We start from the raw sequence: 18,025 nt of genomic DNA, 5'->3' as shown, positions 1-18,025 counted from the left end.
GATGGTGGAATCTCGCGGCTCTCGAATGGACGCGATGACTTGCTGAATTTCTTCACCATCAGCGTCATCGCGCCTACCGGTACGGCAGTCCAGTGGTCATTCCGTACTGAGGCCCTGCTCGCTGCCCTTCTTGACCTTGCGGTCGTCGCGGAGCTGGAGGAAAGGCTCGTCGGTCGGGTCGTGGCCGGCAGCGATGGCACGGCCGCGCTGGAGTTCGGCGTCGAACTCGGCGCCGAGCAGGACGGCGATGTTGGTGATCCACATCCAGACCAGGAAGGCGATGACACCGCCGAGGGTGCCGTACGTCTTGTTGTAGTCGGCGAAGTTGGCCAGGTAGATCGCAAACGCGACGGAGGCCAGCAGCCACAGCAGGACGGCGAAGAGGCCACCCGGGCTGACCCAGCGGAACGCGCCCGTCTTGGCGTTCGGTGAGGCCCAGTAGAGAATCGCGAACATGAGGCTGACGAGGATGAGCAGCACCGGCCACTTGGCGATGTTCCAGGTGGTGACCGCGGCCGAGCCGAGCCCGATCTGATCGCCGACCACCTTGGCGAGGTCGCCGGTGAAGATGACGATGGCCGCCGAGATGACCAGCATCAGACCGACGACCGCGGTGACGCCGACCCGGATGGGCAGCGTCTTCCAGATCGGACGACCCTCGGGTACGTCGTAGATGGCGTTCGAGGCGCGCATGAAAGCGGCGATGTATCCGGAGGCCGACCAGAACGCGACGACGATACCGAGGATGGCGGCCAGGCCCGCTGTTCCAGGGTCTCGAACCTGGCCGAGGACCGTGTCCACCAGGCTCTGCAACTGCTGATTGGGGGTCAGTTCCTTGACCGCGTCCTGAACTGTCTCTTGGCCGTTGCGGCTCAGCAGGCCGAGCACGGACACCAGGACCAGCACGCCGGGAAAGATCGACAGGACGCCGTAGTAGGTCAGCGCGGCGGCCCAGTCGGAGACGTTGTCCTGCGAGAACTGTTTGAGGGTGCGCTTCAGGGCGGCGAACAGTCCCTTGCCGCCGAGCTTCGCCGGGCTGCCGGGCCCGGCGTCGGGCGGGACGGCCGACAGATCCTTGGGTTTGTCGTCGCCGGTCTTCGTCGTCGCGGCCGCGTCGAGGTCGACAGCGTCATCGCGAGACGGTCTACGGTCAGAACTCATGGCAGATGCCCTCCGGGTGCGGCCCTCGCTGCTCAGGACGGAAGCCGAGCGCGCGCCGGTCGGTCGTACGCAAGACGCCTCCGGCGGGGACCGGCGGCGTCCCGGTGAGTCCCCGTTCGAACTATTCTTCAATCCCGTCGGGCACATTCTTTTCATCCCGTCGTGGAAGAGATCTCGCCCCGTATCCGCGTTGTGCCTCTGGCGGATCGCCGACCGTAGTTTATGATCTAAACGGAAAATGAGAACGACTCATGTAAGGCCGGTTTATGTCGTAAACGTCGTGTTCCCTTCCGCGGCGAGCGAGCTGCCGAAACGACGTTTCGACAGTCGGGGCGGGCTCGCCCACGGTATGGGCGACGCGCTGGCCCCGTTCTCCGTCGAGCAGGGTTGACGACGGCCCATGCGGGAATACGCCGCCGGACGTCAGCGCGCATGGAGAGGGCAGCCCCGTGGTTGAGGACCAGTACGGCAAGCAGAACCCACAGGAGCAGTTCGAGCAGCCGGACCAGCAGCAGAGCGATCAGATCCCGCACCCCGGCCGGACCGGCGACATGCAGGATCAGCCGGACCACGGTGAGGACAGCTACAAGGGGACCGGTCGACTGACCGGTAAGCGGGCGATCATCACTGGCGGGGACTCCGGTATCGGCCGTGCGGTGGCCATCGCGTTCGCCCGCGAGGGCGCCGACGTGCTGATCGCCTATCTGCCTGACGAGGAGGAGGACGCGCGGCAGACGGTACAACTGGTCGAGAAGGCCGGACGCAAGGCGGTCGCCGTGCCGGGTGACATCCGCGAGGAGGCCCACTGCAACGCGATCGTCGAGCGGGCGGTCAGCGATCTCGGCGGCCTCGACATCCTGGTCAACAACGCCGCCTATCAGATGGCTCAGCCGGGTGGGATCACCGACATCACCACCGAGCAGTTCGACCGGGTCATGAAGACCAACCTGTATGCCATGTTCTGGCTGAGCAAGGCCGCCGTTCCGCACCTGCAGCCCGGCTCGACCATCATCAACACCGCGTCGATCCAGGCGTACCAGTCGTCTCCGGAACTGTTGGACTACGCCACCACCAAGGCCGGCATCGTCGCGTTCACGAAGGCTCTCGGAGCCAGTCTGGCCGAGAAGGGCATCCGGGTGAACTCTGTGGCCCCCGGTCCGGTCTGGACGCCGCTCATCCCGGCCACCATGCCGGAGGAGAAGGTGGAGTCCTTCGGCGAGCAGGTTCCCATGAAGCGCGCCGGGCAGCCGGCGGAGCTGGCTCCGGCGTACGTGTTCTTCGCCTCGCAGGAATCCAGTTACGTCACCGGCGAGGTGCTCGGTGTCACCGGCGGCCAGCCGCTGTCCTGACTCCGGGCCGGCTTGATCGCCGTCGTCGCCCCCCTGTGGGCAGAGCGGAGCGATCCGCTCTGCCCTCATCTCTGCCTTCTCCTTACGCGAACCGCTCGGAGACACGGGTCTTCGGCGAAAGCCGTAACCATCGGTGGCCCGCGGCCGCCGGTCGGATGGCGTTGCGCCTCACTTGTGCTCGGTCAGGCGCTGCGGTCGCCGCCGACGCGGCAGCAGCAGGGCGATGCGGTCGAGCAACGCTTCCAAGGCTTCTTCGAAGTCCTGGGCGGCGACGTCCACCGACAGGTGGGGCTCGAGGCGCTGCAGAATCGGGTAGTGGCTGAGGTCCTCGATCGGTGAGACGTCGGGTTCCTCGACCGGGCCGGTCTCCACACCGCGGGCGGACACTTCCAGCAGCAGGTAGCCGAGCAGGAAGCTGCTGAACGCGCGGTAGGCCGCGGCGGCATCCTCGTCGGAGAAGCCGGACTGGGTCATCACCGCGAGCAAGGACTCGATCCAGCGCAGGCTGCGCAGCGGCGGACGGACCCACGGCGCTGACGGCGGCCGGGTCGCCACCAGCGGGAACACCTCGGGATGGGCCAGAGCGATGCGACGCAGGCCGTGCGCCAGCCGTTGCAGGTAGTCGACCCAACCGGCGTGGGCCTCCAGGTGGACGTCCGGGTCGCCGAACAGCTCGTCGACGACAACCTCGACAACCCCGTCGAGCAGCGCCTCCCGGCCGGGGACGTACCGGTACAGGGCCATGCCGTCGACGCCCAGGTAGGCGCCGAGGCGTTGCATGGTCAGGGAGCGCAGGCCCTTCTCGTCGATGAAGTGAACCGCCGCGCCGAGAATGCGCCGTTGGTCGAATCCGTCGCGCCCGGAGTCCGGGACGCCGGCCGGGGTCACTGCGGCGACGTCGCCGCGCGTCTGCGGTGTGTCGGGATCCTGCATGACGCTCCTGTGCCCAGGTGACGACCCTTGTACCGCGTTCGACAGGCAGTTTCTCGTGTCGTTCGATCTTCGCTCGTACGGTGAAGGTGAACCCGCTGACCGTGCTGATCGCGATCCTCATCGCGGTCGAGCCGGCCGTCATCCTCGGCGCGCTTCTGGCCATTCCGGTCGCCGGCATCATCCAGATCATCGCCTGCGACATCTGGGACACCCGCCGTGGCCGGCTCAAGCCGGAGCCGACCATCGGGGAGGACGAGGTGCCGGTCGAAGCCGCCGCGGCGCCGGAAGGGGTGAACGGTTCAGGCACGACCGTGGTGGCATCGCCGCGACACCGCCCCGACCGAACCGAGCCGAGCCCGTCGGGAGACAGCGCTGCCGACGCGTCCGCCGCCATCAACGGCCGCGACGGCAACCGCCGAGGCTGAACTGCCATCCGTTGTCGGCTTTCCTCCGGCGGCTGCGCACGGTGCCGTCAGCCCGGAGACCCCGTCCGCGGGGTGCGCTCAGGTGCAGGGCCCGGACGGGATGTCTCGCCGGCGGGGGGCAGTCCAGGGGACGTATTGGCGACCGGCGGCGACTTGCCTGGTTTCGGCTTGGTGGCCGCCGGCGACTTACCCGACGACTCCCGGGTCGCCGGCGTACTCGGGCGCTGCGGTACGGAGGGGGTCGGCACGGGCGTAGGCGACACCGACGGTACGGTCGCCAGCGGTGGATCCGGAGCCGGTGCCGGGCGGTGATCCGGTCGTACGGCGAAGAGCACCGCCGCCAGCGCGGCCGCGGCCGCCAGTGGTTGCCACCAGCGACGTACGCGGTGCGCGCGGTGCCCGGCGATCATCGGCGGTTCGGCCGGTCGCAGTCCTGCGGTTGTCACCTGAACGGCCCGGGCGTGCAACGCGCGGCGCAGCCGATCCTCGAGATCTGTGTTCATCGGCCTTCTCCGAGCAACCCGCGCAGTATCGTCAGCGCCCGGCTAGCGGTTGATTTGACCGTGCCGCGCGACACCCGCAGCGTATCGGCGATCTCCTGCTCGGACAGCTCCGACCAATACCGCAGAACCACGACCTGACGTTGACGCGCTGTCAGCTTGCCGAGCGCACCAAGTACCTCACGGTCGCCCTGATCGAGCAGCACCTCGTCCTCCGCGGCGGGGGCCAACCCGGGCGCAGGAGGCACATAGGCGCGGGCGCTTCGTCGCCGCCGCAGCGCCGAGCGTGCCGCGTTCATCACCCCGGTAGTCAGATATGCGTGCGGTTCCGCGACGGTCCGCAGGTCTGCACCATGCCGCTGGTACAGCGCGGTGAACACGTCCTGCACGATGTCCTCCGCGGTGGGTAGGTCGTCGACCATGAGGAATGCCAGCCGTACGAGACCGAGCCGCCGCTCGTGATACAGCACATTGATCGCCGGCGGTCCGAGCCCACCTGGGCTGCCCGTGCCCGGGGACCCACCGGGCACGAGTGATCGAAGCCGGTGCAGCAGCGACACGGGCAGCGGAATGGCTATCGTCATGGCGGTCCAGGAGGCTCGGCGGCGCAGCGGTGTCAACGTGGGGGAGCCGACCGTACGCGGTCGGCTCCCCATCGCGGCTACTTTCGGGGAGCCGGAGAAACCGCGATCTTCCCGGGCGTGGGGGACACAGGGGCCGGCGACACCGCCGGCCCGCCCGGGGTGGTTGCCGGCTTATGGGGTGAGGCGGCCGGCCGGCCTGGGGTGGTTTGCGGCTTGCTGGGTGAGGCTGGCGGCTGGCTTGGGGTGGTTGCCGGCTTATGCGGTGAGGCGGGCGGCTGGCCCGGGGTGGTTTGCGGCTTGCTGGGTGAGGCGGGCGGCCGGCCCGGGGTGGTTTGCGGCTTGCTCGGTGAGGCGGGCGGCTGGCCCGGGGTCGTTGCCGGCTTGCTGGGTGAGGGTGAGCTGTCGCGAGGCGCGCCCGGCGACGTGGCCGGCTTCGGTGAGGTGGAGTCGTCGGCGAACGCCTGCGCGGCGGTCACTCCGCCGAGCACGACGACGGTGGCCGCCGTTGCGGCGAGGGCGGCGGTTCGGGCGGTCACGCGCATTCAAGCTCCTTGTTCGGCTGTCGCTGTCGCAGTAGTAGACGCTTGGCCCCCGAGAAGGTTGGCGATGTGCGAGTGGCGCCAGTCACATCGCTTCGGACCTCGGCGGTCGCAGAACACCCCTCGACACCCAAGACCGGTCGCCGAACGTCTCGCCGACCACCTGAGGCGCTGACTTCTCACGCCGGATACGCCGCACCGGCGGAGCGGACCGTCGCCTCGGCTATCGTCTGTTCGATGACCGTCGACCTCGATGAAGCCGACGCCGATCTGGTGCGCGCCGGCCGGCGGGGCGACATGGCCGGCGTGGGTTTGCTGCTCTCCCGGCATCGCGCCCAGATGTACGCCGTCGCGATCAGCATCCTGGGCGCCGGTCCGGACGCCGAGGACGCTGTGCAGGACGCCTCGCTGATCGCCCTGAGCCGGCTCGGCGAGCTGCGCACGCCGCAGGCCGTGGGGCCCTGGCTGAAGGGGATCACCCGCAACACGAGTCGTGCGGTGCTGCGCCGGGCCCGGCGCCCGACTGGCGAACTGCCCGACCTGCCGGCGCGCGAGCCCAACCCGGAGGAACTGATCGACCGGCTGGCCGTGCGCGACTGGGTATGGCGGGCGCTGGACGACCTCTCTCCGCCGCTGCGTCTGGTGACGATGCTGCGGTATTTCACCTCCATCGACGACTACGGAAGCATCGCGCGGGCCTGCGGCGTGCCGGTCGGCACGGTGCGCAGCCGTCTCAGCGAGGCGCGGTCCCGGCTGGCCGGCGCGCTGCGCGACACCGCCGACGCGGCCGGAGCCGACGACCTGGCCGCGCTGACCGAAACCCGCAGCCGGCAGGCGGCGGACTTCTTCACCGCCGCCGAGCGGGGCGACCTCACCGCCATGGACGATCTGTTTCACGCCGACGTGCGGAGCTGGTGGCCGAGCGGGGTGCACGGGCACGGGACCGGGATCTTCGGAAGTGTGTTCGACCGGGATCTCGCGGCCGGGGTGCGGCACCCGCTGCGCAATGTGATCACAGGCCGCGACGTGCTGATCTGGGAGAGCGACCTGGTGAGTCCGCCGTGGGACCCGACGCACTGCCCGCCGGGCATGGCGGTGGTGCAGACGTTGCGTGACGGCCGCGCGGAACGGGTGCGGGTGGTGCACCGGCCTCGGCCACCAGCCCCACGTGAGCCGGTTCACAGTGTTCGAGCGAACTTTCAGGACGGCCACCGGCACTGATAGGCATGACCACGACGATCCTTTCCGACTTCGACGCCGAAACGGTCGAAGCCGAGTTCATGTACGACTACGTGTCCAAGGCGCCGCGGGCCGACGGCGCAGCGGTCACCCGCATCGGCGGCGGTGTCGTCCTCGCCATGCGGCACGACGGCGCGGGCTACTGGAACAAGGCCCTTGGCTTCACCGAGCCCGTGACCGCAGACCTGATCGACCAGATCCTCGCCTTTTATCGCGAGCACGGCGTCACCGAGGCCGTCCTGCAGCTCCGGCCGGACACGCTGCCGGCCGGATGGGCAGACATCTGCGCAACCCGGGGCATCCACGACCGCGGCGGGCAGGTGGCCAAGCTTGCCGGCGAAATCGACACCGTGCCCGTCCGGCGCGGCGCTGTGCGGACGGCGCCGGTGACGGCCGCGGACGCCGCCGAGTGGGCCACGGTCATTCTCGACACGTTCGGCTTCCCGCGCGAGGGCCAAGCCGAGATTCTGACCGGGACCGTCGGCGACCCGCGGTGGCGTCCGTACGCCGCATGGGACACCGACCCGGCCACCGGCGAGCAGCGGATCGTGGCAGGCGGAAACCTCTATCTGAACGGCGACGTGGCTGGGCTCACCACCGGCGCGACGCTGGCCGCCTTCCGTAACCGGGGTGCGCAGAGTGCGCTGCTCGCCGCCCGCATCGAGGCCGCTCGGGAAGCCGGTTGCCGCTGGGTGACCGCCGAGACGGCCTGGTTCGAAGACGCTCCGGAGCACTCCTCGCTGAACAACGTGCAACGCGCCGGTCTCACCCTGCGCTACGTCCGCACGAACTGGGTCTGGCAGAACCCCGAGGACGGCCGAGGTGGTGATGTGCGGAAAGGGTCGGCTATGACGCGCGATGAATCTCGCTGATGACGTGCTCCTGCCCGATCCCCTTTCGCGAGGGGAACGATGCCGGTGTCGTCAGCTTCCCGCGGGTGCGTACGCCCGTGCGACGAGCGTGCGCAGGACGTGGCGGCGGCGTTCGTGGTCGGACTCGGCATCCGACGAGCTCGCCGTGAAGGTTGTGCTCGCCGGGGACCACGCCATGGAGAGCGCGATCACGGTGACGAAAACGTCGAACGGGTCGAGGTCCTTGTCGATGTGGCCGGCGGCCTGCGCTGCCGCGATGTTGCCCAGTTTCTCCTCGGCGCGCGGTGGGGGTTCGGCGGTGAGGGGCCCGGTCGGTCGACGCTCGAGTCGCGACCAGGCGGCCAGCCGGATCAGCTCGGGGTGCTCGAGGTATTCGTCGTAAAGCCGGACCGCGTACCCGGGGAGGTCCGTGCCGTCGATCGGGACGGCGTCCACGATCGCATGCAGTGCGGTTGAGAACACGGCGTCGAAGAGCGCGTTCTTGCTCCCGAAGTAGGCGTACAGCTGAGCCTTGTTCGCGCGGGATTGCTCCGCGATGCGGTCCACGCGAGCCCCGGCGATGCCGTGCTGCGCGAACTCGGCGCGGGCGGCTTCGAGAATTCTGGCGCGCGTCGCTTCTCCTCCGGCCCTCATGTCCACCACAGTACCAAACTAGTTAGTTGCACTCGCTGGAGCGCTGACCTACAGTCGGCTCAACAGAAACTAACCAGATTGTTTCTCGGAGGAGTCATGGTCAGCCCGCTCACGGTCGACGCGGCGTCGCGCCCTCGCCCGCCAGCGCTCCGTGACCCCGTCTCTTCCACTTGTGCTGTGACCGCGTTCATCGCTGCTTCGGCGTTGCCTCGATTCAGCGGCTGAAAGGAACAAAACCATGCGCACGACGTACGCCTACACGAAGGCCGCACCGGACACCGATCTGACGCTCACGCAAATCTCTCGCCGGGACCTGCGTCCGGATGATGTCGCGATCGACGTGACCTACTGCGGAGTGTGTCACTCGGACCTGCACGAGATCGACCAGGGGAACACCTACCCCCTGGTGCCCGGGCACGAATTCACGGGAGTCGTAACGGCCGTCGGCAGCTCCGTGTCCCGGTTTCGCGTGGGCGACGCCGTGGCGGTCGGTAACATCGTCGACTCCTGTGGCACCTGCCCGATGTGCGAGGTCGGTCAGGAGAACTACTGCACCTCGTTCCCGACGCTGACCTACGGCGGCACCGACCGGCACGACGGGCGACCCACTCTCGGTGCGTACGCGAACGAATACGTCGCCACCGAGGGATTCGTGTACCACCTTCCGGGCAACCTCGAGGCCCCCGCGGTCGCACCGCTGATGTGTGCCGGCGTCACGGTGTGGGAGCCGCTCAAGCGCTGGGAGGTCGGCCCGGGCAAGAAGGTCGGCGTCGTCGGCCTCGGCGGGCTCGGCCATCTCGCCGTCAAGTTCGCCCACGCCCTCGGCGCTCACGTCGTGCTCTTCACCACCTCGGCCGCCAAAGGCGAGGGCGCCAAGGAGCTCGGCGTGGACGAGGTCGTCGTCTCCCGCGACGCCGCGGCGATGGAGGCGCGGTCCGGTCAGCTCGACTTCATCCTGGACACCGCGTCGGCCGCACATGACCTGACGCCGTACCTGCGGGCACTCAAGCTGGACGGCACGCTGTGTTCGCTCGGTGCACTCGGCTCGATGAGCTTCGACCCCCTCGCGCTCCTGGTCGGCCGCAAGAGCCTGGCGTCCGCGGGCAGCGGCGGACGGCGCGGCACCCAGCAGATGCTCGACTTCTGCGCCGAGCACCACATCACCGCGGAGGTCGAGGTCATGCCCGCCCGCCAGGTGAACGAGGCGCTGGCCCGCCTGCGTCGCAACGACGTGCGTTACCGGTTCGTCCTCGACATGCACCAGAACTGAGCAGGGCGTGCCTGGGCGTCCTCAATGCGGACCATACCGACACGGAGCGGGGGACCGATGTCGCACGGCATCGAGCAACGAGACGAGTCTCCGCCCTCGCCGACGACGGACACCACTCTGCCGAGGGGGGTGAACACCACCTCCCTGGTGGTCTACCTGTCCCTGGGAAGCCTCGCCTTCGCCGTCCTGCAGTCGCTGGTGACGCCGGTGCTGCCGACGCTGACCCGGGAGCTGGACACCACGACCAGCAACGCCGGCTGGGTTCTCACCGCCTACCTGCTGGCCGTGTCCGTGCTGACTCCCATCCTGGGCCGGCTCGGGGACCTCGTCGGCAAGCGTCGCGTCCTGATCGGGGTGCTGGCGGTCATGGTCGTCGGCACCCTGCTGGCCGCGCTGGCTCCCAACCTGGGCGTGCTGATCGTCGCGCGAGTGCTGCAGGGGGCCGCGGGAGCGATCCTGCCGCTGTCCATCGGCCTCGTCCGCGACGAACTGCCGCCCGACCGGGTCAGCATCACGATCGGCTTCATGTCGGCCATCTGGGGCATCGGCTCCGGCCCGGGAACCGTGGCCGCGGGACCGATCGTCGACAACCTCTCCTGGCGCTGGTTGTTCTGGATCCCGTTGGCCCTCATCGTGATCGCTCTGCTCGGGTCGATCTTCGGCCTGCGTGATTCGGGGCGGCGCAGCGCCGGACGTCTGGACTTCGCCGGTGCCGGGATCCTCGCGTTGTCGCTGGTATCCCTGGTCCTGACCAGCAGCCAGGGCCAGGCCTGGGGCTGGGTCGATGGCAAGACGCTCGGCCTGCTCGCGCTCGGGGTCGTCACGATGCTCGGGTTCGTCCTGTTCGAGCGACGACGCCGGGCACCACTGATCAACATGGGACTCATGCGCCGGCGAGGTGTGTGGGCCACCGATCTCGTGGCGCTCGTGCTGGGCTTCGCGATGTTCGGAACGTTCCTGCTGGTTCCGATCATCTTGCTGCTCCCCGAGGCGACGGGGTACGGCTTCGGCCGCAGCGTGACCGCGGCCGGCTTGTTCCTCCTGCCCACCGTCATGATGCTGGTGCTGTTCCCACCGTTGGCCGGAGCGCTGGTCCGCCGTTCGGGCGCCAAGCCGCCGATGGTGCTGGGCACGTCTCTGGTCGCCGTCGGGTTCGTGGTGCCGGCGATCGCTCACGGTGCGCTGTGGCAGCTCCTGGTCTCCGGTGTCATCGTCGGGGTAGGCCTCGGGATCGCGTTCACGGCGGTGTCGAACGCCATCATCGCCCAGGTGCCCGCTGCTGAGACGGGGGAGTCCATCGGCGTCAACTCCGTCGCCCGAACGATCGGCGGCAGCATCGGCACCGCTGTGCTCGCCGCCCTCCTCACGAGCCAGACCACCGCGCTGGAACTGCCCACCGACCGGTCGTTCACGATGGCGTTCTGGCTCTGCGCCGGTGTGGCTGGACTGGCCGTGCCGGCAGCGCTCGCCCTGCCGGGAGCCGGCGCGCGCCGGGACGCCGTTCCCCGCAGCTCAAAGCGCTGACCGTCGACGCCGGCGATCAACCCGCTCACCCGAGAAGGATCATGATGACTGATCAGGGAACCGATCCGCTGATGGCGTTCGTGTCCGCCTATGCCGACCTGTGTGCGGACCTGGCCGGCGTCACTACGGGGCGCACTCGAAGAGGCCCGAACGGCGCCGTACTAGCGATCTCCGGGGCACCGATTGCTTCTCTGAACGCCATCATCAGTCCCAGCTCGGAGCCGAGCGCCGAGGAGATCGAGGCGCTGGCAGCAACGGAAGGTCCGTGGGAGCTTCCCTGGACCATCCACGTGCGAGGGATTCCCAGCCCGTCGATCAGCGAGGCAGCAGCGCGGCTCGGGAGGACCTCTCAGTCGCAACTGCCTCTCATGGTCCGTAGCTCCGACCGAGGGCTGCCCGCAGAGGCACTCGCCGATGACTTGCTGGTGAGAGTGGTGCCGGGCAACGAGATGGATCTGTACGTGACGACATTGGCCGAAGGCTTCGAAGGGCCGCCCGAGGCATTTCAGATCTTTGGTGAGCCGGCCTTGGCAGAGGTCGACGGATTCACGTTCTACCTCGCGGAGCTGGATGGCGTGCCGGTTGGAACCGGCTTTACTGCTACTTCTGGTGACCTGACGGGGATCTACAACATCACTACACTGCCGCGCTTCAGACAGCGAGGATACGGCCGGGCCGTCACGCTCGAGATGGTCCGTGCAGGCTTCGCCGCAGGTGCCGCTACGGCCTACCTCTATGCGTCCGAGATGGGCGAGAGCGTGTACCGCTCGGCCGGCTTTCGCACCCTGGAGCACCTGACCGTGTTCGCTGCACCGCCGAGTGACGTGCCCGCCCCTTCGGCGATGTCGAGCACCTCCATCAGCGACGATCGCTTGCAGGCGGACCCATCTGCGTGGTCGCCGCCGGCCGGTCACGTCATCGGTTGCTGACAACCGAGTCGTCGAGAAGCTTCGGCGGCGGCGGATTCGCTGCCCACTGGAGGATCCACGGGGCCACCACCCGGTCCTCAGGCCGCGGATCGACCCACTGCAGGAGCTCGTCGATCGGAACGGTTCCTGCGCCCGGCCGGAGGAAACGCTGCCGGACGACCCCCTCCGCGTAGACGACGCCACCGTGATGAATGCGTTGCTCGAAGAAGACGGAGATGTCGTCCACTCCGGCCAGGCGGGTCTCGACCTGAAACCGATTGCCGAGTTTCAACGGCTTGCGATATCTGATCGTCAGGTTGGCCACCACCGGGACGATGTCGTGGCGCCTGATCTGGTCCCAGAAGCCGGCCCGGAGAGTGAGGTCCATCCGGCCCAGGTCCAGCAGAGCGAGGTACACGCCGTTGTTCATGTGCCGGAGCAGGTCCAGGTCGCGGAACCGCACACGATAGTCGAGCTGATGGGTGTCCCAGACGCTGGTACGGGGTCGATGCCGGGCCCGCAGCATCAACCAGAACAGGCGAAAAAGCATTTTCATGCTGAGCGGCCCTCCCTCTATCCGAGTCAGAACTCACCGACTCGGAGAGTTCATTGACAGTGTCAAGCCGGCCCGTATCATCGCGAACTGGGTTGACACTGTCAAGGCGTTGCGGCGAGGATGCCTTCATGACAGTCCATGACGGGTCCGGCCGGAGTGATGGCCGGGCGGCCCTGATGGCTGCCGCCTGGCAGGAACTCGCCGAGAGCGGCGCGACCGGGCTCAGCCTGCGCGCCGTGGCACGTCGGGCCGGCGTGTCCCACGCCGCTCCCAAGCATCACTTCGGCGACCGCACCGGACTGCTGACCGCCCTCGCCGTGGTGGGCTTCGAACACCTGCGGAAGCGGTTCGAAGCGGTGACAGCGACCCCGCAGGAGCGGCCGATCGATCGGGTCGCGGCTCTCGGACGCGCCTACCTGGATTTCAGCCTCGCCGAGCCGGTCATGTTCGACGTCATGTTCGGCTCGGAGCCGCTGCATCAGGACGATCCGAAGCTGGCGCAGCAACGCAGGTCCGTCTTCGGGGTCCTCGACTACCTCGTCAGCGGCGCGGACCCCTGGCCGCCCTCGGAATCGCGGCCGGTGCCGCTCGAATCGCTGATGGCCTGGGCGCTGATTCACGGCCTGGTCGTCCTGACCAGGGACGGTTCTCTGCAACGCGTCACCGGCACCGAATCTCCTGCGGAGACCGCCGAAAAGGCTCGTGCGCTGGCCGCAGCCTTCACCGAACGGTTCGGCGCCATCCTCGCCTGGGACGGCGCCGCACCGGTGGCGGGGGACGCTGGGAGAACGGGGGAAGCGGTGGAAGCCGTGTCCAGGACCGGTAGCCCAGCGAAAGCGTGACCCGGCAGGGAGCACACCTTGCCGAATTCCGATGGTGAGAGCGACCGACCCGAAGGCCGGATCAACCCGCTGAGGCTGTTCCGACCGGGGGTTAAGCTCGCTCCATGCCGGACCGTCCCGTACGACCCCGCAGCGTTGTCGATGGCGCCTTCCGGGTGCTGCGCGCGCTGCCCGCAACCGGGGCTGATCGGCAGGTGGCCCGTCTCGCGACGCTGACCGGGCTGCCGCGCCCGACCGTCCACCGCTTGCTGCGCCAGCTGCGCGACACCGGAGCGGTGGAGTGGGCCGACGGCAGATGGATGCTCGCCGCGGGTCTCCTCGGCCTCGGCCGTCAGGTGGAGCCGCTGCCCGGTCTGCGGCCCGCCGCTGCCAAGGTGATCGGCGCGGTACGCGAGCAGACCGGGGCCGCGGTGTCGCTGGTCGTGCCGGCCGGCACGGGCTTCGTCGCGTTGGAGATGGTGCCTGGGCGCGAGCACCTGCCGCTCGACGCCCGTGCGGGAGCGCCGATGCCGGAGACCACGGCGGCGGCGATCGTGCTGGGCCCGGCCGGGACTCCGTCGGCGCGTCGCCGCCCGTACGGGGCCGCCGTCGACGACCAGCATGTGCTCGAGGGGCTGACGTGCTATGCCGCGCCCGTGCTGCTGCCGGGTGGGCGCCGCGCCGCCCTGCAGATCGCCACCGTGGCGGCCCGCCCGGCGGAGGCGATGGCCGTTGCCGTGCACCGGGCAGCCCGGGCGCTCGAGAAAATGGTTGTCCGCTCAGCGGACACAACTGCCTGACGCCGGGTACGCCGCGGCATCGTGGCCGGCATGACGATCGCATTGGTGACAGGAGCCGGACAGGGTCTCGGCCGGGGCATGGCGGAGCAGCTCAGCAAGTCCGGCGTCGACGTGGTGGGCACCTATCGCACCAGCGACCCGGCCGGCGCGGGTTTCCCCATGCTCCCGCTCGACGTGACCGAGGTGGCCACCTTCGGCGCTTTCACCGAGTCCCTGCGCGAGACCGTGGCCCGGCACTTCGGCGCGGACCGGATCGACCACCTCGTCAACAACGCCGGCATCGGCACCTTCGCCCCGTACGCGCAGACGACGCCGGAGCAGTTCGACGAGCTGGTCGGCGTCAACCTCAAGGGCCCGTTCTTCCTCACCCAGGCGTTGCTCCCGCTGATCGCCGACGGCGGCCGGATCCTCAACGTCACCACCGCGCTCACCCGGGGCGTCGTGCCGGGGATGAGCGCGTACGCGGCGACCAAGGGCGCGATCGAGGTCCTGACCCGCTATCAGGCGGTGGAGCTGGCGGACCGGTCGATCCGGGTGAACACCCTGATGGGCGGCGCCGTCCTCACCGATTTCGGCGGCGGCATCATGCGCGCGCCGCAGGTCCAGGAGCTCGCCGCGCGGACCATCGCGCACGGGCGCATCGCGGAGGTCGGCGACATCGTCGCGGCCGTCCCGGCGATCCTGTCCGACGCCTTCGGCTGGGCGACCGGCTCGGTCATCGACCTCAGCGGCGGCCAGAGCCTGTAGACCCGGCGGCGTGCTCGGCGACCGGCTCGAGGCCCCCACGCGGCACGGGCGTGGGGGCCGGTACGGGTGAGCCGCTGATCAGTTGGTGGTGACCGTGCCCAGCGGGCGCTTGCGCAAGGTCTCGGCCCGGCGCTGCTCGCCCTCGCGGTCCAGGTTCAGCCCGGACCGCTGGGAGGCCGCGCAGTTCGTGTCGGGCGGCAGCACGCCGTCGACCAGCCACGCGGTGCCGATGTTGAGGGCGCACGGGTTGTCGTCGTAGACGTAGACGCCGTGCTGGTTCTCGTCGACGGTGACCAGGCGGGACCGGTCGGCGAACTTCGCCCGGATGATCTGCCCGCCCCGCAGCGGCGTAGCGGCGTCCCGGCGGTTCTGCAGGATCAGGATGTTGGCCGGCCCGTCGTCGTTGACGGCGACCTGGGGCTCGGTCGGCCCCAGGGACCAGAAGGCGCACGGGTTGATGTTGGCCGACGCCGCGCCGAACATCGGGTACTTCTCGCGGTCCTCGGCGACACTGCGGCGGTATGCCCCGACGTTGCTGGGCCACTCGCTGTCGTTGCAGGTCACGGCCAGGAACGCGGAGAAGAAGTTGGAGTACGGGCTGGGCGTGGCCGCGGGCCGCACGCCGGACGTCACCGCACCGGCGCCCTTCACCTGCTGCCAGGCCCGGGCCATCGCCGGGTAGCTGGACTCGTTGTACAGGGCGGCGAAGGTGTTGAGCCGGAACGCGCGGCCGTCCACGTACGGCAGTGGTTGCTCGTCGAGCCGCTCGGCCAGCGCGAAGTAGGTGGCGCGGACCTGCGAGGGCGTACGGCCCAGGCCGTACGAGGTGTGCCGTGCCGCCACCCAGCGGGCGAAGCCCGGGAACGCCTGCTCGAAGCCCAGCCCGAAGCGGCGCAGGCCCGCCCGGGTCAAGGCGGTGTCGCCGGTGTTGCTGTCGATGATGACCCGGTCGGTGGTGTCCGGGAACATCGAGGCGTACGCGGCGCCGAGGGCCGACCCGTACGACAACCCGAGGAAGCTGGCCTTCTGCTCGCCCAGCGAAGCCCGGATCCGATCCAGGTCGCGAGCCGTGTTGGCCGTGGAGATGTGCGCCATCCGGCCCTCGGTGTCGTGGGCCGCGCACTGCTCGGCGACGGCCCGGGCGACGGCGGCCTGCTCGCGGACCGCCGCGTCGTCCTCGGCCCACGGCGGCACGTTGCCCGGGTAAGCCTGCTCATCGGTGAACCCGCAGTCGACCCGGGCCGAGTAGCCGACGCCCCGGGGGTCCATGCCGATCAGGTCGTACGCGTCGGTGACGCTCGCCGGAACGCCCAGGGTGACCAGATCGTGCGGCATCGTCAGCGCCGAGCCGCCCGGACCGCCCGGGTTGAGCAGCAGCACGCCGCGCCGCTTCGCCGGGTTCGTGCTGGCAATCCGCGACACCATCAGGTCGATCTGCGTCCCGTCCGGATCCCGGTAGTCCAGCGGCACCGTCACGGTCCCGCACTCCACCGTCGGCGCGGCCGCCGCGATCGGATCGGGGCAGGCGCCCCACTCCACCTGCCCGGTGCTGCCGCCGACGGCGGCGGCCGGAGCCGCCGCCAGTGACCCGGTCAACGCGACGGCGACGGTCAGAGCCAGTCCTCGGCGTATGCCGTTCCTTCGATTCATGCGTCCAGTGCAGACCGTGTTCCCGGCACACGGTCAAGCCCGCGGAGAAGCTACGCGCAGAAGTTGGGCTGCGGGCTTCCGAGCGGCCGGAAGTCCGAGACCGTGAGCAGGGTTGTGCCGTTGTCGGCAATGGCGACCCAGAGGGCGTGCCCGGCCGGGATGACATCGGGCCGGACAGCGAAGGTGTCGTCTCCGGTGAGCGATTGGAAGGCGTAGAGCGCCGGCAGGTTCCCCCGCGAGGGCGGCCCGCCGGGCTCCGGGTGCGGGGGAGTGGGCAGGAGCGCGGCGCCGAGAACGCCGAGGCAGTCGTGCGTGGCGGCCACCAGTTCGATGCGTACGCCGCGGCGCTGCAGGTCCGCTTCGGCTCGTGCGACGTCCTTGGCGCTGGTGCTGTTGAAAGTGATCAGGAGAGCGCCGTCGGGTGCGGTCTGGTCGCCGCCCATCTGCTCGCGGCACCCGGTCCACAGCCGCCCTGGGTGGCGGGCTGGCTGGCCGAGCTGCCCGAGTGGGTCCTGCGGGGCTCACCCGAGCCCGCCGCCGTGCTGCTGTCCGCGGCGCTGGAAGGGGCGGCCACAACGTCGGGCCGGGGCGAGGTGCTGGCCACCCGGCTGATGCCGATCGTGCAGTCCCTGGGCCGGGACGCACCGACCGACGAGGTGGCCGCCGGCCTGCTGCAGCTGTCGGCCGATCCGGTCCGCCGGGCCGACGCCTGGCTGGCCCGGCTGGCCGTGGCCAACCGCACCGGTCGTTTCGCGGAGGCGCTCGCGCTGAGCGAGAAGGCCCTCGCCGATCCGCTGCTGACCGCCGGACGCCGGGCCTGGATCCGGTCGCGCCGGGCCCTGCTCCTGCTCAAGAGCGGTGCGATCGCGGAGAGCGGGTCCGAAGGGCGCCGTGCTCTGGCCGAGGCGGAAGCGGCCGATGATGCGGACGCGATCGGCTACGCACGCCACGCCCTGGCCGCCATCGGGCACGACCCCGATGCGGCCCTGGCCCACCTCGACGCCGGACTCGCCGCCCTCGACGCGGCCGGCGTGGCCGGTGAGTGGCCCGCCCTGCACATCATGCTGCTCAACAACCGTCTGGCGGCACTGAACAACCTCGGTCACCCGGCGGAGTTCCGGCAGGCGGCCCGCACCGTGCCCGAGCTCGTACGGCGAACCGGACGGAACCGGGCCGCGATGCTGCTGCTCGGCGTGGCCATGGGCAGCTACGACTTCGGGGACTGGGACGACGCGCTGTCGTACCTGCGTCTCATGCCCGACGAACTGCCCGCCGCGTTGCGCATGGGCCGTCACGGACAGGCCGCCCTGATCCTGGCCCATCGGCGTGGTGGCCTCGCTGAATATGACGATGACGCGCGCCACAAGTTCACCACGGATCGCTGCTTTCTGAACGCTTGCTGTGGAGCGGGCGGGATGGTCGCAGTACCTCGCTCTGCCCAGGGCGAGCGCGACGGACGAATGGCTTGGTTGCTCCGGTAGGCAACACATTGACCCTGATCGAATGAAGCACGT

At 69.6% G+C, this 18,025-nt stretch carries 18 protein-coding genes; 11 read left to right on the top strand and 7 right to left on the bottom strand.

What is annotated here, in order from left to right:
- Positions 1–96: 96 nt before the first annotated feature.
- Positions 97–1,161, bottom strand: a complete 1,065-nt coding sequence (locus HJC40_RS35695; RefSeq protein WP_250007874.1) for a YihY/virulence factor BrkB family protein — start codon at positions 1,159–1,161, stop codon at positions 97–99.
- Positions 1,162–1,610: 449 nt separating this feature from the next.
- Here HJC40_RS35695 and HJC40_RS35690 point away from each other — a divergent pair, with 449 nt between their 5' ends.
- Positions 1,611–2,510 carry an SDR family oxidoreductase gene (locus HJC40_RS35690; RefSeq protein WP_250007872.1) on the top strand — a complete coding sequence of 300 codons (900 nt, stop codon included), beginning with the start codon at positions 1,611–1,613 and terminating at the stop codon, positions 2,508–2,510.
- Positions 2,511–2,678: 168 nt separating this feature from the next.
- Here HJC40_RS35690 and HJC40_RS35685 read toward each other — a convergent pair whose 3' ends face one another.
- Complete coding sequence (locus HJC40_RS35685; RefSeq protein ID WP_250007871.1) at positions 2,679–3,443, bottom strand: TetR/AcrR family transcriptional regulator C-terminal domain-containing protein; 765 nt, start codon at positions 3,441–3,443, stop codon at positions 2,679–2,681.
- Between the two features lie 80 nt (positions 3,444–3,523).
- Here HJC40_RS35685 and HJC40_RS35680 point away from each other — a divergent pair, with 80 nt between their 5' ends.
- On the top strand, positions 3,524–3,868 hold the full coding sequence (locus HJC40_RS35680) for a hypothetical protein (RefSeq protein ID WP_250007870.1): 345 nt from the start codon (positions 3,524–3,526) through the stop codon (positions 3,866–3,868).
- Between the two features lie 499 nt (positions 3,869–4,367).
- Here HJC40_RS35680 and HJC40_RS35675 read toward each other — a convergent pair whose 3' ends face one another.
- Positions 4,368–4,952, bottom strand: a complete 585-nt coding sequence (locus tag HJC40_RS35675; protein WP_250007869.1) for an RNA polymerase sigma factor — start codon at positions 4,950–4,952, stop codon at positions 4,368–4,370.
- Between the two features lie 776 nt (positions 4,953–5,728).
- Here HJC40_RS35675 and HJC40_RS35665 point away from each other — a divergent pair.
- Complete coding sequence (locus HJC40_RS35665) at positions 5,729–6,712, top strand: RNA polymerase sigma factor (RefSeq protein ID WP_250007868.1); 984 nt, start codon at positions 5,729–5,731, stop codon at positions 6,710–6,712.
- Between the two features lie 5 nt (positions 6,713–6,717).
- Positions 6,718–7,602 carry a hypothetical protein gene (locus HJC40_RS35660; RefSeq protein ID WP_250007867.1) on the top strand — a complete coding sequence of 295 codons (885 nt, stop codon included), beginning with the start codon at positions 6,718–6,720 and terminating at the stop codon, positions 7,600–7,602.
- A gap of 51 nt (positions 7,603–7,653) precedes the next feature.
- Here the strand turns inward: HJC40_RS35660 and HJC40_RS35655 are convergent, their stop codons facing one another.
- Positions 7,654–8,235 (bottom strand): TetR family transcriptional regulator, encoded by a 582-nt coding sequence (locus HJC40_RS35655; protein WP_250007866.1) that lies wholly within the window; start codon positions 8,233–8,235, stop codon positions 7,654–7,656.
- Between the two features lie 238 nt (positions 8,236–8,473).
- On the opposite strand from HJC40_RS35655, the gene HJC40_RS35650 reads away from it, so the two are divergent.
- The 3 genes from HJC40_RS35650 (at position 8,474) to HJC40_RS35640 (ending at position 11,958) form a co-directional block, all read left to right on the top strand.
- Positions 8,474–9,505 (top strand): NAD(P)-dependent alcohol dehydrogenase, encoded by a 1,032-nt coding sequence (locus HJC40_RS35650; protein WP_250007865.1) that lies wholly within the window; start codon positions 8,474–8,476, stop codon positions 9,503–9,505.
- A 129-nt stretch (positions 9,506–9,634) separates the two neighbouring features.
- Positions 9,635–11,029 (top strand): MFS transporter, encoded by a 1,395-nt coding sequence (locus HJC40_RS35645; protein WP_250007864.1) that lies wholly within the window; start codon positions 9,635–9,637, stop codon positions 11,027–11,029.
- 44 nt (positions 11,030–11,073) lie between these two features.
- The gene (locus HJC40_RS35640) at positions 11,074–11,958 is read left to right on the top strand and encodes a GNAT family N-acetyltransferase (protein ID WP_250007863.1); all 885 of its coding nucleotides are present in this window, start codon (positions 11,074–11,076) and stop codon (positions 11,956–11,958) included.
- Here the strand turns inward: HJC40_RS35640 and HJC40_RS35635 are convergent.
- On the bottom strand, positions 11,945–12,493 hold the full coding sequence (locus tag HJC40_RS35635) for a thioesterase family protein (protein ID WP_250007861.1): 549 nt from the start codon (positions 12,491–12,493) through the stop codon (positions 11,945–11,947). The genes HJC40_RS35640 and HJC40_RS35635 overlap by 14 nt on opposite strands.
- Before the next feature lie 128 nt (positions 12,494–12,621).
- Here HJC40_RS35635 and HJC40_RS35630 point away from each other — a divergent pair, with 128 nt between their 5' ends.
- From HJC40_RS35630 to HJC40_RS35620, 3 genes are all read left to right on the top strand, one after another.
- A complete protein-coding gene (locus HJC40_RS35630; RefSeq protein ID WP_250007860.1) occupies positions 12,622–13,335 on the top strand; it encodes a TetR/AcrR family transcriptional regulator in 714 nt (237 codons plus the stop codon).
- 104 nt (positions 13,336–13,439) lie between these two features.
- Complete coding sequence (locus HJC40_RS35625) at positions 13,440–14,114, top strand: helix-turn-helix domain-containing protein (protein ID WP_250007859.1); 675 nt, start codon at positions 13,440–13,442, stop codon at positions 14,112–14,114.
- Between the two features lie 30 nt (positions 14,115–14,144).
- The gene (locus HJC40_RS35620) at positions 14,145–14,861 is read left to right on the top strand and encodes an SDR family NAD(P)-dependent oxidoreductase (protein ID WP_250007858.1); all 717 of its coding nucleotides are present in this window, start codon (positions 14,145–14,147) and stop codon (positions 14,859–14,861) included.
- A 78-nt stretch (positions 14,862–14,939) separates the two neighbouring features.
- Here the strand turns inward: HJC40_RS35620 and HJC40_RS35615 are convergent, their stop codons facing one another.
- Both HJC40_RS35615 and HJC40_RS35610 read right to left on the bottom strand, forming a co-directional pair.
- A complete protein-coding gene (locus tag HJC40_RS35615; protein WP_250007857.1) occupies positions 14,940–16,511 on the bottom strand; it encodes an alpha/beta fold hydrolase in 1,572 nt (523 codons plus the stop codon).
- A gap of 50 nt (positions 16,512–16,561) precedes the next feature.
- On the bottom strand, positions 16,562–16,954 hold the full coding sequence (locus HJC40_RS35610) for a hypothetical protein (RefSeq protein WP_250007856.1): 393 nt from the start codon (positions 16,952–16,954) through the stop codon (positions 16,562–16,564).
- Between the two features lie 33 nt (positions 16,955–16,987).
- Here HJC40_RS35610 and HJC40_RS35605 point away from each other — a divergent pair, with 33 nt between their 5' ends.
- The gene (locus HJC40_RS35605) at positions 16,988–17,992 is read left to right on the top strand and encodes a hypothetical protein (protein ID WP_250007855.1); all 1,005 of its coding nucleotides are present in this window, start codon (positions 16,988–16,990) and stop codon (positions 17,990–17,992) included.
- The last annotated feature ends 33 nt before the right edge of the window (positions 17,993–18,025 follow it).

This window comes from Actinoplanes sp. M2I2, assembly GCF_023544445.1.
Taxonomy (GTDB): domain Bacteria; phylum Actinomycetota; class Actinomycetes; order Mycobacteriales; family Micromonosporaceae; genus Actinoplanes.
This window is presented reverse-complemented; position numbering and strand designations above follow the sequence as displayed.

Bases quoted from the DNA above. Each gene is read 5' to 3' on its own strand.
- HJC40_RS35695 (WP_250007874.1), bottom strand. From the start codon at position 1,161: ATGAGTTCTGACCGTAGACCGTCTCGCGATGACGCTGTCGACCTCGAC.
- HJC40_RS35685 (WP_250007871.1), bottom strand. From the start codon at position 3,443: ATGCAGGATCCCGACACACCGCAGACGCGCGGCGACGTCGCCGCAGTG.
- HJC40_RS35675 (WP_250007869.1), bottom strand. From the start codon at position 4,952: ATGACGATAGCCATTCCGCTGCCCGTGTCGCTGCTGCACCGGCTTCGA.
- HJC40_RS35665 (WP_250007868.1), top strand. From the start codon at position 5,729: ATGACCGTCGACCTCGATGAAGCCGACGCCGATCTGGTGCGCGCCGGC.
- HJC40_RS35660 (WP_250007867.1), top strand. From the start codon at position 6,718: ATGACCACGACGATCCTTTCCGACTTCGACGCCGAAACGGTCGAAGCC.
- HJC40_RS35655 (WP_250007866.1), bottom strand. From the start codon at position 8,235: ATGAGGGCCGGAGGAGAAGCGACGCGCGCCAGAATTCTCGAAGCCGCC.
- HJC40_RS35650 (WP_250007865.1), top strand. From the start codon at position 8,474: ATGCGCACGACGTACGCCTACACGAAGGCCGCACCGGACACCGATCTG.
- HJC40_RS35640 (WP_250007863.1), top strand. From the start codon at position 11,074: ATGACTGATCAGGGAACCGATCCGCTGATGGCGTTCGTGTCCGCCTAT.
- HJC40_RS35635 (WP_250007861.1), bottom strand. From the start codon at position 12,493: ATGAAAATGCTTTTTCGCCTGTTCTGGTTGATGCTGCGGGCCCGGCAT.
- HJC40_RS35630 (WP_250007860.1), top strand. From the start codon at position 12,622: ATGACAGTCCATGACGGGTCCGGCCGGAGTGATGGCCGGGCGGCCCTG.
- HJC40_RS35625 (WP_250007859.1), top strand. From the start codon at position 13,440: ATGCCGGACCGTCCCGTACGACCCCGCAGCGTTGTCGATGGCGCCTTC.
- HJC40_RS35620 (WP_250007858.1), top strand. From the start codon at position 14,145: ATGACGATCGCATTGGTGACAGGAGCCGGACAGGGTCTCGGCCGGGGC.
- HJC40_RS35615 (WP_250007857.1), bottom strand. From the start codon at position 16,511: ATGAATCGAAGGAACGGCATACGCCGAGGACTGGCTCTGACCGTCGCC.
- HJC40_RS35610 (WP_250007856.1), bottom strand. From the start codon at position 16,954: ATGGGCGGCGACCAGACCGCACCCGACGGCGCTCTCCTGATCACTTTC.